The following is a 19,905-nucleotide window of genomic DNA, read 5'->3' on the forward strand; positions in this document are numbered from 1 at the left end:
GTACCGTAGGGTTTCGTGCGCCTAGGGGTACTCGACGTCGGGTCGAACACCGTCCACCTGCTCGTGGTGGACGCGCATCGCGGTGGCCACCCCACGCCGATGCATTCCGAGAAGACCGTGCTCCGGCTCGCCGAGCAGCTCGACGCGGACGGGCAGCTCACCAAGGCCGGAGCCGACGGCCTGGTCCGCGCGATCGCGGCGGCCAGGGAGTCGGCGGCCCGGCTCGGCTGCGAGGACGTACTGGCGTTCGCGACGTCGGCCGTGCGCGAGGCGGGCAACTCCGGCAAGGTGCTGCGCAAGGTCACCGAGGAGACCGGGGTCGAGCTGCAGGTGCTCACCGGCGTCGACGAGGCGCGGCTGACGTTCCTCGCCGTGCGCCGCTGGTTCGGCTGGTCGGCGGGCAAGCTGCTGGTGCTCGACATCGGCGGCGGCTCGCTGGAGGTCGCCATGGGCATCGACGAGGAGCCGGAGCTGGCCGAGTCGCTGCCGCTCGGCGCGGGCAGGCTCACGCGCACGCGATTCCGGCACGACCCGCCCACCCGGTCGGAGCTCGTGTCCACCACCGCGTGGCTGGACGAGCAGGTCAAGGGGCTGGCCAAGGAGGTCGCCGGGCTCGGTGAGCCGGACCGGGTCGTGGCCACGTCCAAGACGTTCCGCTCGCTGGCGCGGCTCACCGGTGCCGCACCCTCCTCGGCCGGGCCGCGGGCCCGCAGGACGCTGACCGACACCGCGCTGCGGCAGCTGATCTCCTTCATCTCGCGGATGTCGTCGGCCGACCTCGCCGAGCTGGAAGGGGTCAGCTCCAGCAGGGCACACCAGCTCGTGGCCGGCGCGCTCGTGGCGCAGGCCACGATGCGCGCGCTGGGTCTCGCTGAGCTGGAGATCTGCCCCTGGGCCCTCCGCGAGGGGGTCATCCTGCGGCGACTGGACCACGCGAACGGTGCGGACCAGACTGCACTGTTGACCGGCCAGGGTCGGCGCGATTGCCGTCCTAGTTCACACTAGACGCAGACAACGGGCGACGGGCACGGTGAAAGGTGATGACTCGAGACAGCGACGGCGAGAAGCGGACACAGAAGACTGTGGCCGAACTGCTCGCCCAACACGGCGGGCAGGTCGGTGGCACACGCCGCCGGCGGCGTCGCGCTGCCGAGGATGACGACGCACCTGGCGGCCGTCAGCCGGACATCAGCGACACGGCGCCCCAGGCGATCATCGAACGCATCCGGTCGGAGAGCGCGTCCGCACCCGGCCGCAACGGCAGGGGCGAGCACGCCGCTCCCGCACGCAACGGGCACGTGGCCCCGGCCGAGCCCCAGCCACCCCAACCGGCCCAGCCGCCGCCCGCACCGCAGCCGCCGCAGGACGAGGCACCCCCGCAGCCGCCGCCGCGGTACCAGCCGAGGAGCGCGCCGCCACCGCCACCACCGCAGGCTCCGCCGCCCGCGGCACCGCCGCACGGCACGGGTGCCTACCCGGCTCCCGCGCCGGAGGAGAACGGCAGAAATCCGCTGCCCCCGCGTGGAGCCGCTCCCGCCCAGCCCAGCCAGCCCCTGCCGGTGCCGCCGGAGGCGCCGCGCGGGCGGGGGCCGAGAGCGGTGCCCGCCCCGCCACCGCCGCCGCAACCCCCGCCACAGCACCACGGGCCGGACGGAACCCTCTCGGCCCGGCTCGACGGGCTGGGGGACGCCACCTCCGAGCCGGGCGCTCCGGAGCAGCCGGGGCCACCCGTACCCCCGCCGCCGCAGGCCGGCGGCTACCCCGCGCCGCCGCTGCGCCGCAGACCGCTGCGGGGAGCGCCGCCGCCCGCGGCCGAGCCGAACACCGAGCAGTTCCCCGCGGTGAGCGACGGTCCCGCGCCACCGGAGGCGCACGCGCCCGACGCGGCCCCCAACGTGGACGAACCGCCCGCCGGGCTCTCCGGCTGGCGCGGGCGCCGGACGTCCCGGCGGGAGCGGGACCCGGTCGCGCAGGAGGACACCGAGGTCGGCGTGATGCCCGCCGTGCCGCCCGGCCCGGGGGGCGCCGCCGACGCCGGACCGCCCACCGGGCATTTCGTGCCGGACTTCGACGACGAGGACGACTACGGCGACGGGCCAGGATTCGGCGGCCGCGCGCGCACGGGCGTCCTCGACGACGACCCGCTCGGCGAGGGCGGGACGGCCGTCGGCTACGCCGGTGAACCGTACGACGACTACGAGGACGAGCCGTACGACGAGTACGCCGCCGACACCGACGACGACCTCGACGACGCCGATGCCGACGACGCCGAGGCGTTCCCGGAGGCCGCGGAGGAGCCGTCCCCGGCCAGGCAGTGGCTGGCCCTCGCCGGCCAGCTCGCGCTCGGGGTGGTCGGCGGTGCGGGCGTGTGGCTCGCGTTCAACTGGCTCTGGGTGCAGCTGCCCGCCGCCGCGCTGGTCGCCGCGCTGGTGGTGACGGTCGGGCTGGTGTGGATCGTCCGCCGGGTCCGGCGTGCGGAGGACCTCCAGACGACCGTGCTCGCGCTGCTGGTGGGGCTGGTGGTGACGGTGTCACCCGCCGCCCTGCTGCTCGTGTCGAGGTAGCGCGCTTGGTGAACTCGGCGATCCCCGTCGGACTGTCGACGGCGTCGGTGTGGCCGCTGCGCGCGCAGAACGCGTTCGAACTCGCGGCGGCGCTCGGCTACGACGGGGTCGAGGTGATGGTCTGGGCCGATCCGGTCAGCCAGGACGTGCCCGCGCTGCGCAAGCTGAGCCAGGGGACGGGGGTGCCGGTGCTGTCGGTGCACTCGCCTTCGCTGCTCATCACGCAGCGGGTCTGGTCGCCGGACCCGGTGGTGCGGCTCAAGCGGAGCGTGGAGGCGGCCCTGGAGCTGGAGGCTCGGACCGTGGTGGTCCACCCGCCGTTCCGCTGGCAGCGCCGCTACGGCGACTACTTTCCCGACCTGCTCGCCGAGCTGGAGGAGTCCAGCGGCGTGGCCATCGCCGTGGAGAACATGTTCAAGGTCCGGCCGCCCGGTGGCGGCCGCCACAGCAGGGTGTCGGCGTTCCGGCCCTCGATCGACCCGACCGACGTCGGCTACCGCAACTACACCCTCGACCTCTCCCATGCCGCCGCCGCGCACATGGACGCGCTGGCGCTGGCCGACCGCATGGGTGCGGGGCTCAGCCACGTGCACCTGGCCGACGGCACCGGCGTGCCGAAGGACGAGCACCTGGTGCCTGGCCGGGGCGGCCAGCCGTGCGCCCAGCTGCTGGAGCGGCTGGCGACCACCGGTTTCCAGGGGCAGGTCGTGCTCGAGGTCAACACCCGCGGCGCCCGGCGCAGCGCACAGCGGGTGAAGGATCTGGCCGAGGCCCTGCTGTTCGCCCGGTTCCACCTCGGCCAGTAGCGGGCGGCAGCCGTCGTGCCTGGTCACGCATCGTGAGCACGCCGCGTGGTGCACACCACGCGGCGGCACGACGTACGAAGGCAGGCATCGATCGGTGCCTACCGACACGTACAGTTTTTGCTGTGAACCCGCTGCGTTCGTTGATCCTCGCCGCCGCAGGCAACGAGGCGATCCGGCGCCTCGTCGCCACCGCGCCGGGCACCCGGGGCGTCGTCCAGCGGTTCGTGGCAGGCGAGACCACGGCCGACGCCCTCGCCGCCGTCCGGGCCCTCGCGGCCGACGGCCGGTACGCCACCCTCGACTATCTCGGCGAGGACACCAGTGACCGGGCCCTGACCGAGGAGATCGTGCGCAGTTACCTGCGCCTGCTCGACGAGCTGCACGCCGAGGGGCTCGCCGGGCGGGCCGAGGTGAGCGTCAAGCTCTCCGCCCTCAGCGTCCGGACCGGGACCGGCCCCTTCGACGAGCGGCTCGCGCTCGACAACGCCTCCCGCGTCTGTGCCGCCGCCGAGCAGCGCGGCACCACCGTGACCGTCGACATGGAGGACCACACCGCCACCGACGCGACCCTGCGCGTGCTGGCCGAGCTGCGGCGCACGTGGCCCCGGACGGGCGCCGTGCTGCAGTCCTACCTGCGCCGCACCGAGGCGGACGCCGCCGCGCTGGCGGGCCCCGGCAGCCGCGTGCGGCTGTGCAAGGGGGCCTACGCCGAGCCCGCGGACGTCGCGTTCGATTCGGCCCACGAGGTCGACCTCAGCTACGTACGCTGCGCGAACCTGCTCCTCGAAGGAGAGGGCTACCCGATGTTCGCGACACACGATCCGCGCCTCATCGCCGTGCTGGCGGAACGGGTCCGCTGGTACGGCCGCAAGCAGGGCAGCTACGAGTACCAGATGCTGTACGGGGTCCGGCCGGACGAGCAGCGCCGGCTGGCGGCGGAAGGGGAGACCGTGCGCGTGTACGTGCCGTTCGGTGAGCAGTGGTACGGGTACCTGATGCGACGGCTGGCCGAACGGCCCGCGAACACGGCGTTCTTCCTGCGAGCACTGGCCAGCCGTTCGTGAGCACCGTCGAGTTCGGTCCGGCGTCGTTCCAGTCGGCCTGCAGCGCCCGCTCGCTCGGGGACGGAACGTTCACGGCGGACCTGCGCCAGGAGTGGTCCATCGGTGGGCATCCGCACGGCGGCTTCGTGCTGGCGCTGCTCGCCAAGGCCGCGCTGAAGGCTCTCGCCGAGCAGGGTGAGCCGCCGGCCGAGCCGATGGTGGTCAGCGCCGAGTTCCTGCGCCCGCCCGCGTGCGGGCCGGTGCTGCTGCGCACCGACGTCCGGAAGGTCGGCAGGCGCACCACGGTCGTCGCCGTCGGGCTGGAACAGCGCGGGCGCAGCTGCGTCGAGGCCAGGGTCACCACCGGCAGGCTGCCCACCCGCAGGCCCGTGTGGAACGACGCGCCCGCGATGCCCGCCGAGCCCCCGCCGGGCGCCGTCGTGCTGTCCGGCGACACGTCGGAGGGCATGTTCAACCTCGCCAAGGGCTGCGAGGTGCGCCTCGACCCCGCGACGGCGGGCTACCTGTCCGGCCGCACCGGCGACCCACCGCGGATGCGGCTGTGGGTGCGGCCGAAGGACGGCGAGGTGGACCCCTTGTTCGCGGTGCTGGCCGGCGACGTCAACCCGCCCGTGGTGTTCAGCCTCGGCCGGTTCGGCTGGGCACCGACGGCCCAGCTCACCGCGCTGGTGCGAGCCCGGCCCGCACCCGGCTGGCTGCGGGTGCACGTGGAGTCCCGGTCCATCCAGGAGGCGTGGTTCGACTCGGACGCGACCGTCGTCGACTCGGCGGGCCGCATCGTGTGCCAGGCACGCCAGCTGGCGCTGGCACCCGCGCCGTAGGGTGAGCCGCATGTCGACGATCGCGGTACTCGGAGCTGGGAAGATCGGTGAGGCGCTGCTGTCCGGGCTGCTGCACAGCGGCAGGCCCGCGAGTGAGCTGTGCTTCACCGAGCGGCACCCGGAGCGCGCCGCCGAGCTGACGCGGCGGTACGGGGTCGAGAGCGTCTCGGTCGGCGACGCGGCCAAACGGGCCGACGTGCTCGTGGTGGCCGTGAAGCCGCAGGACATCGAGCCGCTGCTCGCGGAGCTGGCCCCGCTGATCGGCCCCGACTCGCTCGTCGTGTCGCTGTGCGCGGGCCTGCCGACCGCGCTGTACGAGCGGCGGCTGCCGGAGGGCACCCCGGTCGTGCGGGTGATGCCGAACACGCCGATGCTGGTCAACGAGGCCATGAGCGCCGTGTCCGCGGGCCGGTACGCCACGCCGGAGCACGTCCGGACCGTGGCGGCGGTGCTGTCCAGCGTGGGCAAAGTCGTCGAGGTGCCGGAGTCGCAGCAGGACGCGGTCACCGCCCTGTCCGGCTCGGGGCCCGCCTACTTCTTCTACCTGGTCGAAGCCATGATCGACGCGGGCATCCTGCTCGGCCTGCCGCGTGCGGTCGCCGAGCAGCTCATCGTCCAGTCCGCCGTCGGCGCCGCGAAGATGCTGGCCGACTCCGACGAGCACCCGGTGATCCTGCGGGAGAACGTCACCTCACCCGCCGGGACCACGATCAACGCCATCCGGGAGCTGGAGAAGCACGGCGTGCGCGCCGCCCTGCTCGCCGCCATCGAGGCCGCCAGGGACCGTTCGGTCGAGCTCGGCAGGGCCCACGAGGACTAGGAGCGCGCTGAACGACCGCCGCCCTGCTGCGCGGTGCCAGACGGCGCCTCGCCGCGTTGCCGGATCGCCCGAGTACGCTCCGGTACGCGGACGACCCTCCGCCTTGCGACGCATCCGTCTGGATCACCGCTCGCGACGGGCGAGGTTGTGCAGCACGCTCCCGGAGTGACCACCGTTCGCCCCGCCCTGGTCACGGAGCGTTCCGGCCGATGGTCATTCCTCGTGACAGGCGTCGCATTCGCCCCACCCGTCCCGCTACCCTCGTGGGAGTACGTGCGTGCCGATCCGTCGGTGGGGAAGCCGAGCGGCGCGGCACGTGGATGGGACATGGTGAAAAGATGCCGCCGGACAGAAAGGAAGACGTGCCGGGTCCCCGGCAGGTGCAGTTCCTGACGGTTGCCGAGGTGGCCTCGCTGATGCGGGTGTCCAAGATGACGGTCTACCGGCTCGTGCACTCGGGCGAGCTGCCGGCCGTGCGGGTCGGCAAGTCGTTCCGCGTGCCCGAGAAGGCCGTGCACGACTACCTCGACAACGCGTATTTCGACGTCGGTTAGGGGCCCAGGTCGAGCGCCTGCCCAAGCCCCGGGTAACCTGGTAGGCCGTTCGTGGCAGATGCGCTCGGCGTGGTACGCCGTGCGGCCCCACGTGAACCGACGACCGACGTTAAAGGAGCACCTGTGGGCTCGGTGATCAAGAAGCGCCGCAAGCGCATGTCCAAGAAGAAGCACCGCAAGCTGCTGCGCCGTACCCGGGTGCAGCGCCGCAAGCAGGGCAAGTAGGCCCGCTGGCGCGCTTGCCGGCAGGACAGCCGCGCAGAACGCTTCCGATGGCCCGTCCGGCATCGTCCGGGCGGGCCATCGCGCTGTCGGGTGACAACCGGTGGACAGCGGGCGTGAGCCGGGTTAATAGCATGTAAGAGCCCGCTCCGTCACCTCTTTCGCGGAGTAACATCTCCAGGCGCGTCCTTCCGTCGCGTCGCCGCCCGTGCCCAGTCCCACGTCGCAGGGGGTCCGATGCCGTCCAACATCGTGCTCGTCACCGGGGTCGGTGGTGAGCTCGGCGGCAGGCTGCTCGCCCGCCTCGGGAACAACCCCGAGCTCGAACGGGTCATCGGCGTCGACACGTCCCCGCCGGGCAAGGACATCCAGCGGCGGATGGGTCACGCCGAGTTCGTGCGCGCCGACATCCGCAACCCGCTCATCGCGAAGATCATCGGCTCGGCCCGGGTGGACACCGTCGTGCACGCGTCCACGACCTGTCACCCCGCGGGCCCCGGCAGGCGGATGGCGATCAAGGAGGTCAACGTCATCGGCACGATGCGGCTGCTCGCCGCGTGCCAGCGTGCGCCGCTCGTCCGCAAGCTCGTGGTCAAGTCCACGGCCGCCGTCTACGGCGCCGGTCCCCGCTCGCCCGCCGTGTTCACCGAGGAGTCCGAGCTCATCCCGGCCTCGACCAACGGCTACGCGAAGGACGCCGTGGAGATGGAGGGCTACGTCCGGGGCCTGTCCCGGCGGCGGCCGGACATCACCGTCACCACGGCGCGGTTCGTCAACATCATCGGACCCGAGGTCGACACCGTGCTGGCGCGGTACTTCTCGCTGCCGGTGGTGCCGACCGTGCTCGGCTACGACGCGCGCCTGCAACTGCTGCACTCCTCGGACGCGCTGGCCGTGCTGGAGGCCGCGACGCTGGCGGACCAGCCGGGCGTGTTCAACGTCGCCGCCGACGGCGTGCTCACGCTGTCGCAGGCCATCCGCCGCGCTGGCCGTGTCGAGCTGCCGGTGCCGAGGGCGATGATGCCCTCGGTCGGCAAGGTGCTGCGGGGCGCCAACCTGGTCGACTTCTCCTCCGACCAGGTGCGCCTGCTCAACTACGGCCGCGTGGTGGACAACACCAGGCTCAAGCGGACGTTCGGGTTCACACCCCGGTGGACCACCCGCGACGCGTTCGACGACTTCGTCCACGGCCGGGGCCTGCGGGCGCTGGTGGACGGCGACCGGATCGCGCGGCTGGCCGACAACGTGCTGGCCGCCGCCGCGACGGGACAGGCAGCGAGACGATGACACATCCGCGAGACCGACGCAGGGAGGCGGACACTGTGACGACCGGGACAGCCGGCACGACGGCACAGGTCATTCCACTGCATCGCGGCCGGGAGGTGGTCACCGAACCGATTCCCGCCCCGCCCGGTGCGGACCGGGGCAGGGACCCGGTGGTGGCGCTGCCCGGCAGGGCGGAGCCGCTGCCGGAGGCCGACGGGGTGGCGTCCCCGCCGGAGGTGCTCGACCGGCTGCTCGGCTTCCTGCGCCACCGGCTCACCGGCGACTACCGGATCGACGAGTTCGGGTTCGATCCCGAGCTCACCGAGACGCTCGTGCTGCCGCCGCTGCGGTTGCTGTACGAGAAGTGGTTCCGGGTCAGTACCGAGGGCCTGGCCAACGTGCCGGGCGAGGGTGGCGCGCTGCTCGTGTGCAACCACTCGGGCGTGCTGCCGATCGACTCCGTGATGACCGCGGTCGCCGTGCACGACGAGCACCCCGCCCACCGGCACCTGCGGATGCTCGGCGCCGACCTGCTCTTCCGCACCCCGCTGCTCGGCACGCTCGCGCGCAAGTCGGGACAGACGCTGGCCTGCCACGCGGACGCGGAACGGCTGCTCGGCGCGGGTGAGCTCGTCGGCGTGTGGCCCGAAGGGTTCAAGGGGGTCGGCAAGCCGTTCGCGTCGCGGTACAAGCTGCAGCGCTTCGGCCGGGGTGGCTTCGTGTCCGCGGCGCTGCGGGCGGGCGTGCCGATCATCCCGTGCGCCATCGTCGGCGCCGAGGAGATCTACCCCAAGATCGGGGACATCCGCCCGCTCGCCCGCCTGCTCGGGTTGCCGTACTTCCCGGTGACGCCGTTCTTCCCGCTGCTCGGGCCGCTCGGGGCCGTCCCGCTGCCCACGAAGTGGTACATCGAGTTCGGCGAGCCCCTCCGCACGGACGCGCTCGACGCCGACGCCGAGGACGACCCGATGCTCGTGTTCAACCTCACCGACCAGGTCCGCGAGAGCATCCAGCAGATGCTCTACCGCAGGCTCTCCCAGCGGGAGGGCGTCTTCAAGGGCTGAGCCGGGGCCGGTTCAGGCGACGCGCCTGCGGTAGGCGATGCCCGCGGCGACGGCGCCGGCCAGCGCGCCCGCGCCGAGCACCGAGGGCACCCCGATCTTCGCGGCCTTGCGCCCCGTGCGGAAGTCGCGGATCTCCCAGCCGCGGTCCCTGGCGATCTCGCGCAGCCCCGCGTCGGGATTCACGGCCACGGCGGTGCCCACCACCGACAGCATCGGCACGTCGTTCTGCGAGTCGGAATAGGCGGTGCACCGGCGCAGGTTGAGCCCCTCGCGGGCGGCGAGCGCGCGCACGGCGTGCGCCTTGGCCCGCCCGTGCAGCAGGTCACCGACCAGCCTGCCGGTGTAGACACCGTCCACGCTTTCCGCGACCGTGCCGAGCGCGCCCGTCAGACCGAGTCGCCGCGCGATGATCGCCGCGAGCTCCACCGGCGTCGCCGTGACCAGCCACACCCGCTGGCCCGCGTCGAGGTGCATCTGGGCGAGCGCCCGCGTGCCCGCCCAGATCTTGTCGGCCATGAGCTCGTCGTAGATCTCCTCACCGACGGCGACCATGTCGTCCACCGTGCGCCCGGCCACGAAGGACAGCGCCTGCTCCCGGCTGGACTGCACGCCGTCCCTGGACTCCCTGCCGCCGACACGGAACTTCACCTGCTGCCACGCGAATCCGGCCAGGTCGGAGGAGGTGAAGTACTTGCGCGCCGCGAGTCCCCGCGCGAAGTGGAAGATCGAGGCGCCCATCATCATCGTGTTGTCCACGTCGAAGAAGGCGGCCGCCGTCAGGTCGGGGGGTGCGGGCGGCGGCGCGGGCTCCTCGGTGCGGACCTCCGGCTCGGCCGCCGCGGCCGCCTCCATCGCGACGGCGGCGTCGGCCGAGGCCTCGCCGGCCAGCGCCGCGCGGCGCTCCCGCTCCTGGCCCCTGCCGGGAAGCCACCACCGTGACACGCGTACCGCCTCCGCCTCGACTCCAGTGGTTCGTACAAAGAGTAGCGAGGATATGACCCGGCTCCCGAACTAGCCGATCGAGATCCCGGGCAGGCCGGGCAGCAGTGGCGGGATGGACACGGCCGGCGGATCGCCACCGTCCGTCTCCGGCAGCCGGGGGCCGGGCACCGTCGTCGGCACGGGTGCCTCGACCACCGGCGGGGGTGTGGTCGTGACGGAGGGTTCGGGCAGCCGGACCGAGGTCGGCCCGCTCGTCCGGTCGGTGCCGTCCCGTTCCCGCTCCCAGCCGGACGTGTCGGGGGCGACGGCGAGCGGCTCCTCCGTCGGTTTCGTGGGCTGCGCAGGCTCCGGCGTCGGCCCCGGTTCGGTCGGCAGGACGGGCAGCTCGCCGAGAGTCTCGCGGCACACACCCGCGGCGGGCAGCGCACCGAGCTCGTCGAACTCCCCGGAGGTGACCTGGAAACAGCCCATCCGGTCGGCCAGCGCGAGCGCCCGCTGCTCGATGCGGTCCAACAGCAGCGTGGGTTCCGCCACCGAGGGCAGCGCCGGGCGCAGTGCCGCCAGCTCCGCGGCCTGCTCGGTGGCCCACGACCGCAGCCGTCCGAGCTGGCGGCCGTCCGAGCTGGTCGCCACGGCCGTGAGCGTCGCGGCCCCCGACCTGGCCTGGTGGGTGAAGTCGTCCAGCGCGATGGCGAACGCGTGCTCGTCGGGGGCGCTCCGGTCGGCGAGCAGCGTCAGCTCGTCCACCCGCCTGCCCGCCAGCTCGAGGTGCTTCAGCGCCCGCTCCTCCTCGCCGAACGTGAGCCGCAGCTCGGCGGCCTCCCGCAGCCGTTTGAGGTCGTAGAGCGCGTCACCGGGCAACGCGGTGCCGGACAGCAGCACGCCGAGCCCGGCCAGGGCCAGCAGGGCGAGCGCGGCCGCGACGGGCAGCCGGGTCCGGTGGCGCGGGTGGCGGGGGTGCCTCCGCACGGGCCCGGGATCGCTGGTGGCGCGCCGCTCGATCCGCTGCCTGGCCTCGTCGTCCAGCTCCGCCTCGGAGCCGAGCCTGCGCAGGGCGGAGACGATCGCGAGCTCCTCGTCGAACTCGCGGTCCGCGGCGTGCCCGTCCACGGCACGGGCGAACCGCTCGTGCTGCTCGTCGCGCCCCGCGCGCCATGGAGGCCTCTTCACCGCCGCGTCCGCCTCCATGCTCCTGGTCGCCCGAAACCTTCGCAGCAGCAACGACCAGCGGGGGCCCGCGGTTACGGTCGGGCGATCAGCGCAGGTCGGTGGGCATCAGCTGGGCGAGCCTGCGGACGGCACGGTGCTGCAGCGCCTTGATGGCGCCCTCGTTGCGGTTCATGATCGCCGCGGTCTCGGCGACCGAGTGACCCTGCATGAACCGCAGGATGATGCACTCGCGCTGGTCGTCCCCGAGGTCGGCGATGCAGCGCAGCAGTTCGGCGTTGGTCGTCTTGCTGATGACCTGCTGCTCGGGGCCCGGACTGCCCGCGGTGGGCGTGCCGCCGAACGCGGGCGCACCCGACTCGGTGACCTCGTCGGTGACGACCTCGAGGCGGAACCGGCTCGACTTCACGTGGTCGAGCACGAGGTTGCGGGCGATCGTGATGAACCAGGCGCCGACATCGCGGCCCTGGTAGGTGACGGAGGTGATGCGGCGCAGCGCGCGCAGGAAGGTCTCACTCGTGACGTCCTCGGCGACGTGCCGGTCACCGAGCCGGAACAGCACGTACCGGTACACCGGCTCGACATAGCGGTCGTACAGCTCGCCGAAGGCCGCGGTGTCGCCGTGCTGGGCGGCGCGGACGAGCGCCCACGTCTCCTCCATCGCGGCGTCGACGGGGTCGGGTGCCGGCCGTTCGACGAGCGCCGCCCGCTCGACCGGCCGGGGCTGCACCAGCGTCGGACCAGCCGCAACGGCGATCGGCAAGCTCATCCTGCGCACCTCCCCCGGGTCGGTTCCCGGCTTCCGCGTGACCATCACCACTGATGTGCCTGTGGAGCATACGCGTTGTTACCGCGAAGTAGGTAGTGGTGTTTCGATTGCGAGAAGGAGACGGCGCGGCTTCCTCCCCATGACGGGGGAGGTGGCTGCCACACTGGACGCGCTCGCGTCCGAGATCGAGAGGGGCGGTTCGTGTCCGTGCAGCAGGAGCCGGGTGGCAACGTCGCCGACCTCGTGGTCGCCGCCGCGGCCGAGAGGCCGGGTGCGGCAGCGCTGGTCGACGCCGCGACGGGGAGCACACTGACCTGGGCGGAGGTGGACGCCGCGGTGAGCGGCCTGGCCCGCAGGCTGGTCCGGGAGGGGGTGACCGCGGGCGACCGCGTCGCGCTGCGCCTGCCCACCTCCACCGCGTTCGCCGTCGCGTTCTTCGCGCTCGCCAGGGCCGGAGCCATCGCGCTGCCGCTCTCCCCGCAGGCGCCCGCCACCGAACTGCGCGCCCTGCTCCAGCACAGCGGCGCCCGGCTGCTGGTCACCGACGACGACACCGACGGGCTCGGCGCGGACACCGAGGGCGTCGGCGTGCTCGACCCCGCCGCCGAACCCACCGACGAACCGTTCCCCGCCGTCGGCGGTGGCGAGGACATCGCCGTCCTGCTCTACACCTCCGGCACGAACGGCCCCTCGCGCGGCGCCATGCTCTCGCACCGCGCGCTGCTCGCCAACGTCGCGCAGGTCCGGCGGCTGCGGCCCGCGGTGACCGAGCCGACCGACCGGGTGCTGATCGCGATCCCCCTGTTCCACATCTACGGCCTCGGGCCCGGCCTGCTGCTGACCGCCGCCGCGGGAGCGGAGGCGGTGCTCGCGCCGCGCTTCGACGCGAGGCAGACCCTCGCCCTGTGCGCCGAGCACCGGATCACCGCGGTCGTCGGCGTGCCCACGATGTTCACCGACCTCGCCGCGCTGCCCGCCGACGAGGTGGGGGAGGCGCTGTCGACCGTGCGCCTGCTGACGTCCGGCGCCGCGCCGCTGCACCCGAGGACGCTCGCCGCCATCCGCGGCGCGACCGGGCTGAACGTCTTCGAGGGCTACGGCCTCACCGAGGCCGCGCCCGTCGTCACGTCCACGCTCGTCACCGGCTACCCGAAACCGGGCTCGGTGGGCAGGCCGCTGCCCGGGATCGAGCTGCGGCTCGTCGACAGTGACGGCAGCCCCGAGCCGGTGCCGCTCGACGAGGACGACCCGGACGACATGTTCGCCGAGGAGCCGGACGGCACGGGCCTCGTCGCCATCCGGGGCGCGAACCTGTTCTCCGGCTACTGGCCGGACGGTTCGTACGGGCCCGACGCCGACGGCTGGTTCCGCACGGGCGACGTCGGTTACCTCGACACCGACGGCGACCTGCACCTCGTCGACCGCGCCAACGACCTGATCATCGTCAACGGGTTCAACGTGTTCCCCCGTGAGGTCGAGGAGGTCATCGCCGGGCTGCCCGGCGTGGCCGAGGTGGCCGTGGCCGGGGTCATCGACGAGCGCACCGGGGAGGCCGTCAAGGCCGTCGTCGTACCCGAGCCGGGTGCGGCGCTGTCCGAGCAGCAGGTGGTCGACCGGTGCGCGGAGCGGCTCGCCGGGTACAAGGTGCCGACCCGGGTCGAGTTCGCCGACGAACTGCCGCACTCGCCGACCGGCAAACTGCGCAGGGAACGACTCCGGGAGTGAGGAAGCCATGCCCCAGGTGACCGTGATGAGCAGGGAGGGCTGCTCGGCGTGCGTGCGCGCCGAACAGGACGTCGAGCGGATCTGCGGCGAGCTCGGCGTGCCGTGGTCGGTGTCCGACGTCGACGCCGACCCGGAATGGCGCGCCGAGTACGGCGACCGGGTGCCGGTGATCCTCGTCGACGGCAGGGAGCACGGCTACTGGTCGGTGGACGAGGACCGGTTGCGCGCCGAGCTCACGGGCCGGGCCTGAGGTCGGGCGGCCGGCCGCGGTAATACACCCGTAAGCGCCACCGACCAATCGGATCGGCGTTCGTCACCGAATATCGGGACATGAGCGATTCCAGCCCGGCCCCAGCCTCAGCCGAAACCCGTCCCGACCGGATGCCGGCCGGGGCCGCCGCGCTGACCGGGGTGCTCGCCCTCGCGGCGGCACTGGCCATGGGGCATCTCGTCGCGGCGTTCGTCGGGATCGGCGCCTCGCCGTACCTCGCGGTGGGCAACTCGGCGATCGACCTCACCCCAGCGCCGGTCAAGGACTGGGCGATCGAGACCTTCGGCAGTTACGACAAGGTCGCGCTGCTCGGCGGCATGGCGGTGGTCATGGTGCTGGCCGCCGTCGTGGCCGGGCTGGTCTCCCGCCGCTCGGCGCTGCCGGGGACCCTCGTGATCGCGGTGTTCGGCGTCGTCGGCGGCGTTGCCGTGTACACCCGGCCCGCGCTCGGCCAGCTCGCGCTGCTCGCACCGCTGGCAGGCCTGCTCGCCGGGCTCGCGGTGTTCCGCTGGCTGCACGCGCTGGCCCTGCGCGGCGTGTCCGCCATCGGGGAACACGAGATCGCGCCGCCCGGCGCGGACACGCGAGTGCAGCCCGCGGACACGGCGAACCGGCGGCGGTTCCTCGTCGGCGCGTCGGGGGTCGCGCTCGGCGCCGGGGTCGCCGGGCTCGGCGGGCAGCTGCTCGGCCAGGCCAAGAACGCCGAGGGTTCCCGGCAGGCGATCGGCACGCTGCGGGTGGCCGACCCCGCGCCGCCGGTCCCGGACGGCGCCGACTTCCGGCGGCTCGGCACACCGGCGTTCCTCACGCCGAACAAGGACTTCTACCGGGTCGACACCGCGCTCGTCGTGCCGCAGGTGCGCGCCGAGGACTGGTCGCTGCGCGTGCACGGCATGGTCGACCGGGAGCTCCGGCTGGACTACGCCGACCTCCGCTCCCGACCGCTCGTCGAACGCACGATCACCCTGTGCTGTGTGTCCAACGAGGTCGGCGGGCCGTACATCTCCACGGCGAACTTCATCGGCGTCGAGCTCGCCGACGTCCTGGCGGAGGCGGGCGTGCGGCCGGGTGCGGAGCAGTTGTTCTCCACGAGCGTGGACGGCTGGACGTGCGGCACCCCGGTCGAGGCCGCGCTCGACCGCGACCGGGGGGCGTTGCTGGCCATCGGCATGAACTCCGAGCCGCTGCCCCTGGAACACGGCTTCCCGGTGCGGATGGTCGTTCCCGGACTGTACGGCTACGTGTCGGCGACCAAGTGGCTCACCGACATCGAGATCACCACGTGGGACGCGCGCCGCGCCTACTGGCTCGACCGGGGCTGGGCCAGGGAGGCCCCGGTCAAGACGCAGTCCCGCATCGACGCGCCGGAAGCCTTCGAGAAGGTGCCGTCGGGCCGGGTCACGGTCGCCGGCATCGCGTGGGCGCAGACGACCGGGATCGCCAAGGTCGAGGTGAGCATCGACGACGGGCCGTGGCGGCCGACGGAACTGTCCACTGCGGTCAACGAGGACACGTGGCGCATGTGGAGGATCGACGTCGACCTCCGGCCGGGACAGCACAAGGTCGTCTGCCGCGCCACCGACAGGTCCGGCTACACGCAGACCGACCGCCGCCAGCCCACCGTTCCGGACGGCGCCACCGGCAGGCACACCGTCCTGTTCGAAGTCACCTGACCGCGAGTCCCCCGCTCCAGCACTCGCCCAGGAATGCGGAACTCGCGCGAGATTCGACCAATCCGGCTCCGGCCCGGTCCCGAATAACCGTTGGTAAAGGAAATCCGGGCCCGGTCCGGGACCAGAATGGAGTGATCGAAGTGAGCACAACGCGACGCATCGCCGGCGCCGGGATCGCGGCGGCCGCACTGCTCTCGCTGGCCGCCTGCGGGAGCGGCGGGGACTCCGCCGCCGAGGGCGGGGAGTCCTCCGCACCGCGGTCCAGCGCGCCGGCCAGCTCGCCGATGAACGAGTCCGCCGGTGGCGAGGGCGTCACCACCGCGATGGACGTCTACGGTCCGGCCTGTTCGCAGGTGCCGACCGACGGCGAGGGCTCCGTGCAGGGCATGATCGACGACCCGGTGGCCACGGCCGCCAGCAACAACCCGCTGCTGACGAAGCTCGTCGCCGCGGTCGGCGCGGTGGACGGGCTCGCCGACACCCTGAACTCGGCCGAGAACATCACCGTCTTCGCGCCCGCCGACCCGGCCTTCGAGGCACTCGGCGAGCAGAAGTTCAACGAGCTGGCGAACAACCCCGACCAGCTCGCCCCGATCCTGCAGTACCACGTGGTCCCGCAGCGTTACGACGCCGAGGGCCTCGCGCAGGCCGGTGAGGTGGAGTCGCTGAACTCCGACGGCGGACCGGTCACGATCGAGGGTTCGGGCGAGAACATCACGGTCAACGGCGCCAAGGTGCTCTGCGGCAACATCCCGACCGCGAACGCCACCGTGTTCGTGATCGACTCGGTGCTCATGCCGGGCACCAACAGCTGATCCGACGGCACCCGCCCACGACGCGGCGTGCACGCGCCACCACCGCGCGTGCACGCCGCGTCGCGCTGTCCCGGGACGGGCGGTGTGGCGTGTGTCAACGCCGCGACCAGCCACTTTGTGCCTACGTTCACAAGTGGCTACCGTTATCCCATCACCCGCGCGGCGCCGTATCGAACACCCTCGTGGCCGCCGGGTCAAGGTTTGTCTGCGAACTCGGCGACAGGAGAGCCAGCGTGGTGGCACAGCGGGGCCGGCGCAACGGGGCCAAGCGCACCCGGTCGGAGGCCGCCCCGGACGCCGACAACGCGCCCACCGCCGAGATGCCCGCCGTCACCGAGAACGGCACGGATCCCGAGATCCGCGCCCGGTCGATCCCCGAGGCCGCCGTCGCCCGGCTGGCGGTCTACCTGCGGGTGCTGTCCGCCATGGCCGACCAGGGCGCCACCACGGTCTCCAGCGAGGAGCTCTCCACCGCCGCGGGGGTCAACTCGGCCAAGCTCCGCAAGGACCTCTCCTACCTCGGCTCCTACGGCACCCGGGGCGTCGGCTACGACGTGGCCGTGCTCGTCGGCCACATCGAGCGCACGCTGGGGCTCACCCGGCAGCACCGGGTCGCCGTGGTGGGAATCGGCAACCTCGGCCATGCGTTGGCCAACTATGGCGGTTTTCCCGGACGCGGGTTCCCCGTCGAGGCGCTCTTCGACATCGACCCGGACCTCATCGGGGTCCCGGTCGGCGGGCTGCCGGTCTCGCACATCGACGACATCCCGGTGGTGTGCGCGGAGCGGGGCATCTCGATCGGGGTCATCGCGACACCGCCGCCCGCGGCCCAGTCCGTGTGCGACCGGCTGGTGGCCGGTGGGGTGCAGTGCATCCTGAACTTCGCTCCGGTGGTGCTGCAGGTGCCCGAACATGTCGAGGTGCGGAAGGTCGACTTGGCTGTGGAGCTGCAGATTCTGTCGTTTCACGTCGCCCGGAGGGCGGACGGTGAGGCGAATGGCCGGGTGATCGACGAGGGCTCGGTCGCGGGCAACGGAGTGGTGGTGCCCTGATGAGCATCCTCGCCCTGGGGCTGTCCCACCGGACGGCCGACCTGACGACCCTGGAACGGGTCGCCGTCCCCGCCGCGGAGCACGACAAGGTGCTGCACGAGCTGCAGCAGGCCGAGCACGTCTCCGAGGTCATGCTGCTCTCGACCTGCAACCGCGTCGAGGTCTACGCCGTCGTCGAGGCCTTCCACGGCGGTCTCGGCGACATCTCCGAGGTGCTCGCGCGGCAGGCCGGTGTCGAGCCCGCCGAGCTGTACGACAACTTCTACGTCCACTACGCCGGTGCGGCCGTCGAGCACGTGTTCTCCGTCGCCTCGGGGCTCGACTCGATGGTCGTCGGCGAGACCCAGATCCTCGGCCAGGTGCGCTCGGCGTACGCCACCGCGCGGGACGCGGGCACGGTGGGCCGGACGCTGCACGAGCTGATCCAGACCACGCTGCGGGTCGGCAAGCGCGTGCACACCGAGACGGGGCTCGACCAGCTCGGCGCCTCCGTCGTCTCCGAGGCACTGGCCGCGGCCGGTGACCTCGCGGGCAAGCGGGCGCTGATCATCGGCGCGGGTTCCATGGGCGCGCTCGCGGCGGCCCAGCTGCGCAAGGCGGGCATCGGCGAGGTGACGGTGGTCAACCGCACCGAGCGGAACGCGGCGCGGCTCGCCGAGTCGATCGTCGAGCAGGGTGTCCCCGCGCGAGCCGTGCCGATGGACGGGCTCGCCGAGGCGGTCGCGGCGGCCGATGTCGTGGTGTCCTGCACGGGCGCCAAGGGCGCGGTGCTCACCGCCGCGCACGTCGGGCGCCGGCAGCACACCCCGCTCGTGGTGTGCGACCTCGGCCTGCCGAGGGATGTCGACACCGCCGTCGCGGACGTGCCCGGCGTCGAGCTGGTGGACCTGGAGACGGTGCGGCGCCGGATGGACGCCTCCGGCAGCGGCACGACGGCACGGCAGACGGCGCGGGCGTCCGGCATCGTCCTGGACGAGGTCCGCGCCTACCTCGCCGGTCAGCGCAGCGCCGAGGTGACGCCAACCGTGACGGCCCTGCGCAAGCGGGCCGCCGAGGTCGTCGACGCCGAGCTGCTCCGCCTGGACAAGCGGCTGCCCGAGCTCGACGCGGGCGTGCGTGCGGAGCTGGGCCGCACGGTCCGCCGCGTGGTGGACAAGCTGCTGCACGCCCCGACCGTGCGCGTCAAGCAACTCGCCGCCGAGACGGCGGGCACCGACTACGCGGACGCGCTGCGCGAGCTGTTCGAGCTCGACCCGCAGGCACCGACGATCGTGTCCAGCCCTTCGGCAGGCGCCAAGCACGAACAGATCGACGGTGACAACAGTGTCTGACGAGCCCATCCGGATCGGAACCAGGGGCAGCAAGCTGGCCCTCGCGCAGACCGGGACCATCGCGGCGAAGCTGGAGCAGGAGGGGCGGCCCGTCGAGATCGTCACGGTCTCGACGCCGGGCGACCGGTCCAGCGCGCCGATCGCCGAGATCGGTGTCGGCGTGTTCACCTCCGCCCTGCGCGAGGCGCTGCTCGGCGGTGAGATCGACGTCGCCGTGCACTCCTACAAGGACCTGCCGACCGCGCCCGAGCCGGGCCTGGTGCTCGCGGCCGTGCCGCCGAGGGAGGACCCGCGTGACGCGCTGATCGCCAGGGACGGGCTGACGCTGGCGGAACTGCCGCCCGGCTCGGTCGTCGGCACGGGCGCGCCGCGCCGGATCGCGCAGCTGCGCGCCCTCGGCCTCGGGCTGGAGATCGTCCCGATCCGCGGCAACATCGACACCCGGATCGGCAAGGTGCGCTCCGGTGAGCTCGACGCGGTCGTGCTCGCCAGGGCGGGGCTGGCCAGGGTCGGCAGGCTCGACGAGGTCACCGAGACGATCGACCCGATCCAGATGTTGCCCGCGCCCGCGCAGGGGGCGCTGGCCGTGGAAACCCGCGTCGACGACGTGGACACCGAACACCTGCTTCAGTCCATCGTGGACGACGAAGCGACCAGGGTCGCGGTGGCCGCCGAGCGGGCCATGCTGGCCGCGCTCGAGGCGGGCTGCAGCGCGCCCGTCGGTGCGCTGGCCGAAGTGGTGGAGGACCTGAACAGCGAGGGAGCCGTCGTCGAGCGGATCTCGCTGCGCGGGGTCGCCGCCGTGGGGACCGAGGGGGACTCCGTCGAGATCCTCCGGGCCTCGGCCGTCGCCGAGAAGCACGAGGCGGACGAGCTCGGCCGGACGCTGGCCGCCGAGCTGCTCGACCTGGGAGCCGGAGCGCTGCCCGGCACCGGTCGCACGTCGCGCTGAGAAGCAACCGCACGAGTGAAGTTCGGC

General features: G+C 73.0%; 20 protein-coding genes. 17 read left to right on the forward strand and 3 right to left on the reverse strand.

The genetic code is table 11. From position 1 onward, the window contains the following. Positions 1-15: 15 nt before the first annotated feature. The 10 genes from B0I33_RS21985 (at position 16) to B0I33_RS22030 (ending at position 9,181) form a co-directional block, all read left to right on the forward strand. Positions 16-1,005 carry a Ppx/GppA family phosphatase gene (locus B0I33_RS21985; RefSeq protein WP_106180731.1) on the forward strand — a complete coding sequence of 330 codons (990 nt, stop codon included), beginning with the start codon at positions 16-18 and terminating at the stop codon, positions 1,003-1,005. A gap of 35 nt (positions 1,006-1,040) precedes the next feature. After that, on the forward strand, positions 1,041-2,564 hold the full coding sequence (locus B0I33_RS29750; protein ID WP_146147541.1) for a hypothetical protein: 1,524 nt from the start codon (positions 1,041-1,043) through the stop codon (positions 2,562-2,564). 8 nt (positions 2,565-2,572) lie between these two features. After that, positions 2,573-3,370: a sugar phosphate isomerase/epimerase family protein gene (locus tag B0I33_RS21995; RefSeq protein WP_181193407.1), complete on the forward strand. Its 798-nt coding sequence runs from the start codon at positions 2,573-2,575 to the stop codon at positions 3,368-3,370. A gap of 122 nt (positions 3,371-3,492) precedes the next feature. Continuing rightward, positions 3,493-4,434, forward strand: coding sequence for a proline dehydrogenase family protein (locus B0I33_RS22000; protein WP_106180734.1), 942 nt, complete (start codon positions 3,493-3,495; stop codon positions 4,432-4,434). Further along, on the forward strand, positions 4,431-5,255 hold the full coding sequence (locus tag B0I33_RS22005; protein WP_106180735.1) for a thioesterase family protein: 825 nt from the start codon (positions 4,431-4,433) through the stop codon (positions 5,253-5,255). The genes B0I33_RS22000 and B0I33_RS22005 overlap by 4 nt, the downstream gene beginning before the upstream one ends. 10 nt (positions 5,256-5,265) lie before the next feature. Further along, complete coding sequence (gene proC / locus B0I33_RS22010) at positions 5,266-6,075, forward strand: pyrroline-5-carboxylate reductase (protein ID WP_106180736.1); 810 nt, start codon at positions 5,266-5,268, stop codon at positions 6,073-6,075. Positions 6,076-6,413: 338 nt separating this feature from the next. Then, positions 6,414-6,629 (forward strand): helix-turn-helix domain-containing protein, encoded by a 216-nt coding sequence (locus B0I33_RS22015; RefSeq protein ID WP_106180737.1) that lies wholly within the window; start codon positions 6,414-6,416, stop codon positions 6,627-6,629. Between the two features lie 123 nt (positions 6,630-6,752). Beyond that, positions 6,753-6,854: a 30S ribosomal protein bS22 gene (locus B0I33_RS22020; protein WP_005453035.1), complete on the forward strand. Its 102-nt coding sequence runs from the start codon at positions 6,753-6,755 to the stop codon at positions 6,852-6,854. A gap of 234 nt (positions 6,855-7,088) precedes the next feature. Then, entirely contained in the window at positions 7,089-8,138 is a 1,050-nt protein-coding gene (locus B0I33_RS22025; RefSeq protein ID WP_106180738.1) for an NAD-dependent epimerase/dehydratase family protein, read from the forward strand. Beyond that, positions 8,135-9,181 carry a lysophospholipid acyltransferase family protein gene (locus B0I33_RS22030; protein WP_106180739.1) on the forward strand — a complete coding sequence of 349 codons (1,047 nt, stop codon included), beginning with the start codon at positions 8,135-8,137 and terminating at the stop codon, positions 9,179-9,181. The genes B0I33_RS22025 and B0I33_RS22030 overlap by 4 nt, the downstream gene beginning before the upstream one ends. Positions 9,182-9,193: 12 nt before the next feature. Here the strand turns inward: B0I33_RS22030 and B0I33_RS22035 are convergent, their stop codons facing one another. The 3 genes from B0I33_RS22035 to B0I33_RS22045 form a co-directional block, all read right to left on the reverse strand. Next, a complete protein-coding gene (locus B0I33_RS22035; protein ID WP_106180740.1) occupies positions 9,194-10,123 on the reverse strand; it encodes an HAD family hydrolase in 930 nt (309 codons plus the stop codon). 69 nt (positions 10,124-10,192) lie between these two features. Continuing rightward, the gene (locus B0I33_RS22040) at positions 10,193-11,293 is read right to left on the reverse strand and encodes a DUF5667 domain-containing protein (RefSeq protein WP_146147542.1); all 1,101 of its coding nucleotides are present in this window, start codon (positions 11,291-11,293) and stop codon (positions 10,193-10,195) included. 85 nt (positions 11,294-11,378) lie between these two features. Continuing rightward, positions 11,379-12,059: a sigma-70 family RNA polymerase sigma factor gene (locus B0I33_RS22045; protein WP_106180859.1), complete on the reverse strand. Its 681-nt coding sequence runs from the start codon at positions 12,057-12,059 to the stop codon at positions 11,379-11,381. A gap of 201 nt (positions 12,060-12,260) precedes the next feature. Between B0I33_RS22045 and B0I33_RS22050 the strand changes: the two genes are divergently transcribed. The 7 genes from B0I33_RS22050 (at position 12,261) to hemC (ending at position 19,878) form a co-directional block, all read left to right on the forward strand. After that, positions 12,261-13,784 carry an AMP-binding protein gene (locus B0I33_RS22050; protein ID WP_106180742.1) on the forward strand — a complete coding sequence of 508 codons (1,524 nt, stop codon included), beginning with the start codon at positions 12,261-12,263 and terminating at the stop codon, positions 13,782-13,784. 7 nt (positions 13,785-13,791) lie between these two features. Next, entirely contained in the window at positions 13,792-14,034 is a 243-nt protein-coding gene (locus tag B0I33_RS22055; protein WP_106180743.1) for a glutaredoxin family protein, read from the forward strand. An 80-nt stretch (positions 14,035-14,114) separates the two neighbouring features. Beyond that, the gene (locus B0I33_RS22060; RefSeq protein ID WP_106180744.1) at positions 14,115-15,728 is read left to right on the forward strand and encodes a molybdopterin-dependent oxidoreductase; all 1,614 of its coding nucleotides are present in this window, start codon (positions 14,115-14,117) and stop codon (positions 15,726-15,728) included. Positions 15,729-15,862: 134 nt separating this feature from the next. Beyond that, positions 15,863-16,543 (forward strand): fasciclin domain-containing protein, encoded by a 681-nt coding sequence (locus B0I33_RS22065; RefSeq protein WP_425440513.1) that lies wholly within the window; start codon positions 15,863-15,865, stop codon positions 16,541-16,543. A 233-nt stretch (positions 16,544-16,776) separates the two neighbouring features. After that, entirely contained in the window at positions 16,777-17,595 is an 819-nt protein-coding gene (locus B0I33_RS22070; RefSeq protein ID WP_181193408.1) for a redox-sensing transcriptional repressor Rex, read from the forward strand. Beyond that, positions 17,595-18,926, forward strand: coding sequence for a glutamyl-tRNA reductase (locus B0I33_RS22075; RefSeq protein WP_106180746.1), 1,332 nt, complete (start codon positions 17,595-17,597; stop codon positions 18,924-18,926). Before B0I33_RS22070 ends, B0I33_RS22075 begins: the two co-directional genes overlap by 1 nt. Beyond that, on the forward strand, positions 18,910-19,878 hold the full coding sequence (gene hemC, locus B0I33_RS22080) for a hydroxymethylbilane synthase (protein ID WP_106180747.1): 969 nt from the start codon (positions 18,910-18,912) through the stop codon (positions 19,876-19,878). The genes B0I33_RS22075 and hemC overlap by 17 nt, the downstream gene beginning before the upstream one ends. Positions 19,879-19,905: the final 27 nt, after the last annotated feature.

This window comes from Prauserella shujinwangii, assembly GCF_003001955.1.
GTDB classification, from domain to species: Bacteria; Actinomycetota; Actinomycetes; order Mycobacteriales; family Pseudonocardiaceae; genus Qaidamihabitans; species Qaidamihabitans shujinwangii.

What these genes read in the sequence shown, in the direction of transcription:
- B0I33_RS29750 (WP_146147541.1), top strand. Translation starts at nt 1,041, where the DNA reads ATGACTCGAGACAGCGACGGCGAGAAGCGGACACAGAAGACTGTGGCC.
- proC (WP_106180736.1), top strand. Translation starts at nt 5,266, where the DNA reads ATGTCGACGATCGCGGTACTCGGAGCTGGGAAGATCGGTGAGGCGCTG.
- B0I33_RS22015 (WP_106180737.1), top strand. Translation starts at nt 6,414, where the DNA reads ATGCCGCCGGACAGAAAGGAAGACGTGCCGGGTCCCCGGCAGGTGCAG.
- B0I33_RS22025 (WP_106180738.1), top strand. Translation starts at nt 7,089, where the DNA reads ATGCCGTCCAACATCGTGCTCGTCACCGGGGTCGGTGGTGAGCTCGGC.
- B0I33_RS22030 (WP_106180739.1), top strand. Translation starts at nt 8,135, where the DNA reads ATGACACATCCGCGAGACCGACGCAGGGAGGCGGACACTGTGACGACC.
- B0I33_RS22045 (WP_106180859.1), bottom strand. Translation starts at nt 12,059, where the DNA reads ATGAGCTTGCCGATCGCCGTTGCGGCTGGTCCGACGCTGGTGCAGCCC.
- B0I33_RS22055 (WP_106180743.1), top strand. Translation starts at nt 13,792, where the DNA reads ATGCCCCAGGTGACCGTGATGAGCAGGGAGGGCTGCTCGGCGTGCGTG.
- B0I33_RS22060 (WP_106180744.1), top strand. Translation starts at nt 14,115, where the DNA reads ATGAGCGATTCCAGCCCGGCCCCAGCCTCAGCCGAAACCCGTCCCGAC.
- B0I33_RS22075 (WP_106180746.1), top strand. Translation starts at nt 17,595, where the DNA reads ATGAGCATCCTCGCCCTGGGGCTGTCCCACCGGACGGCCGACCTGACG.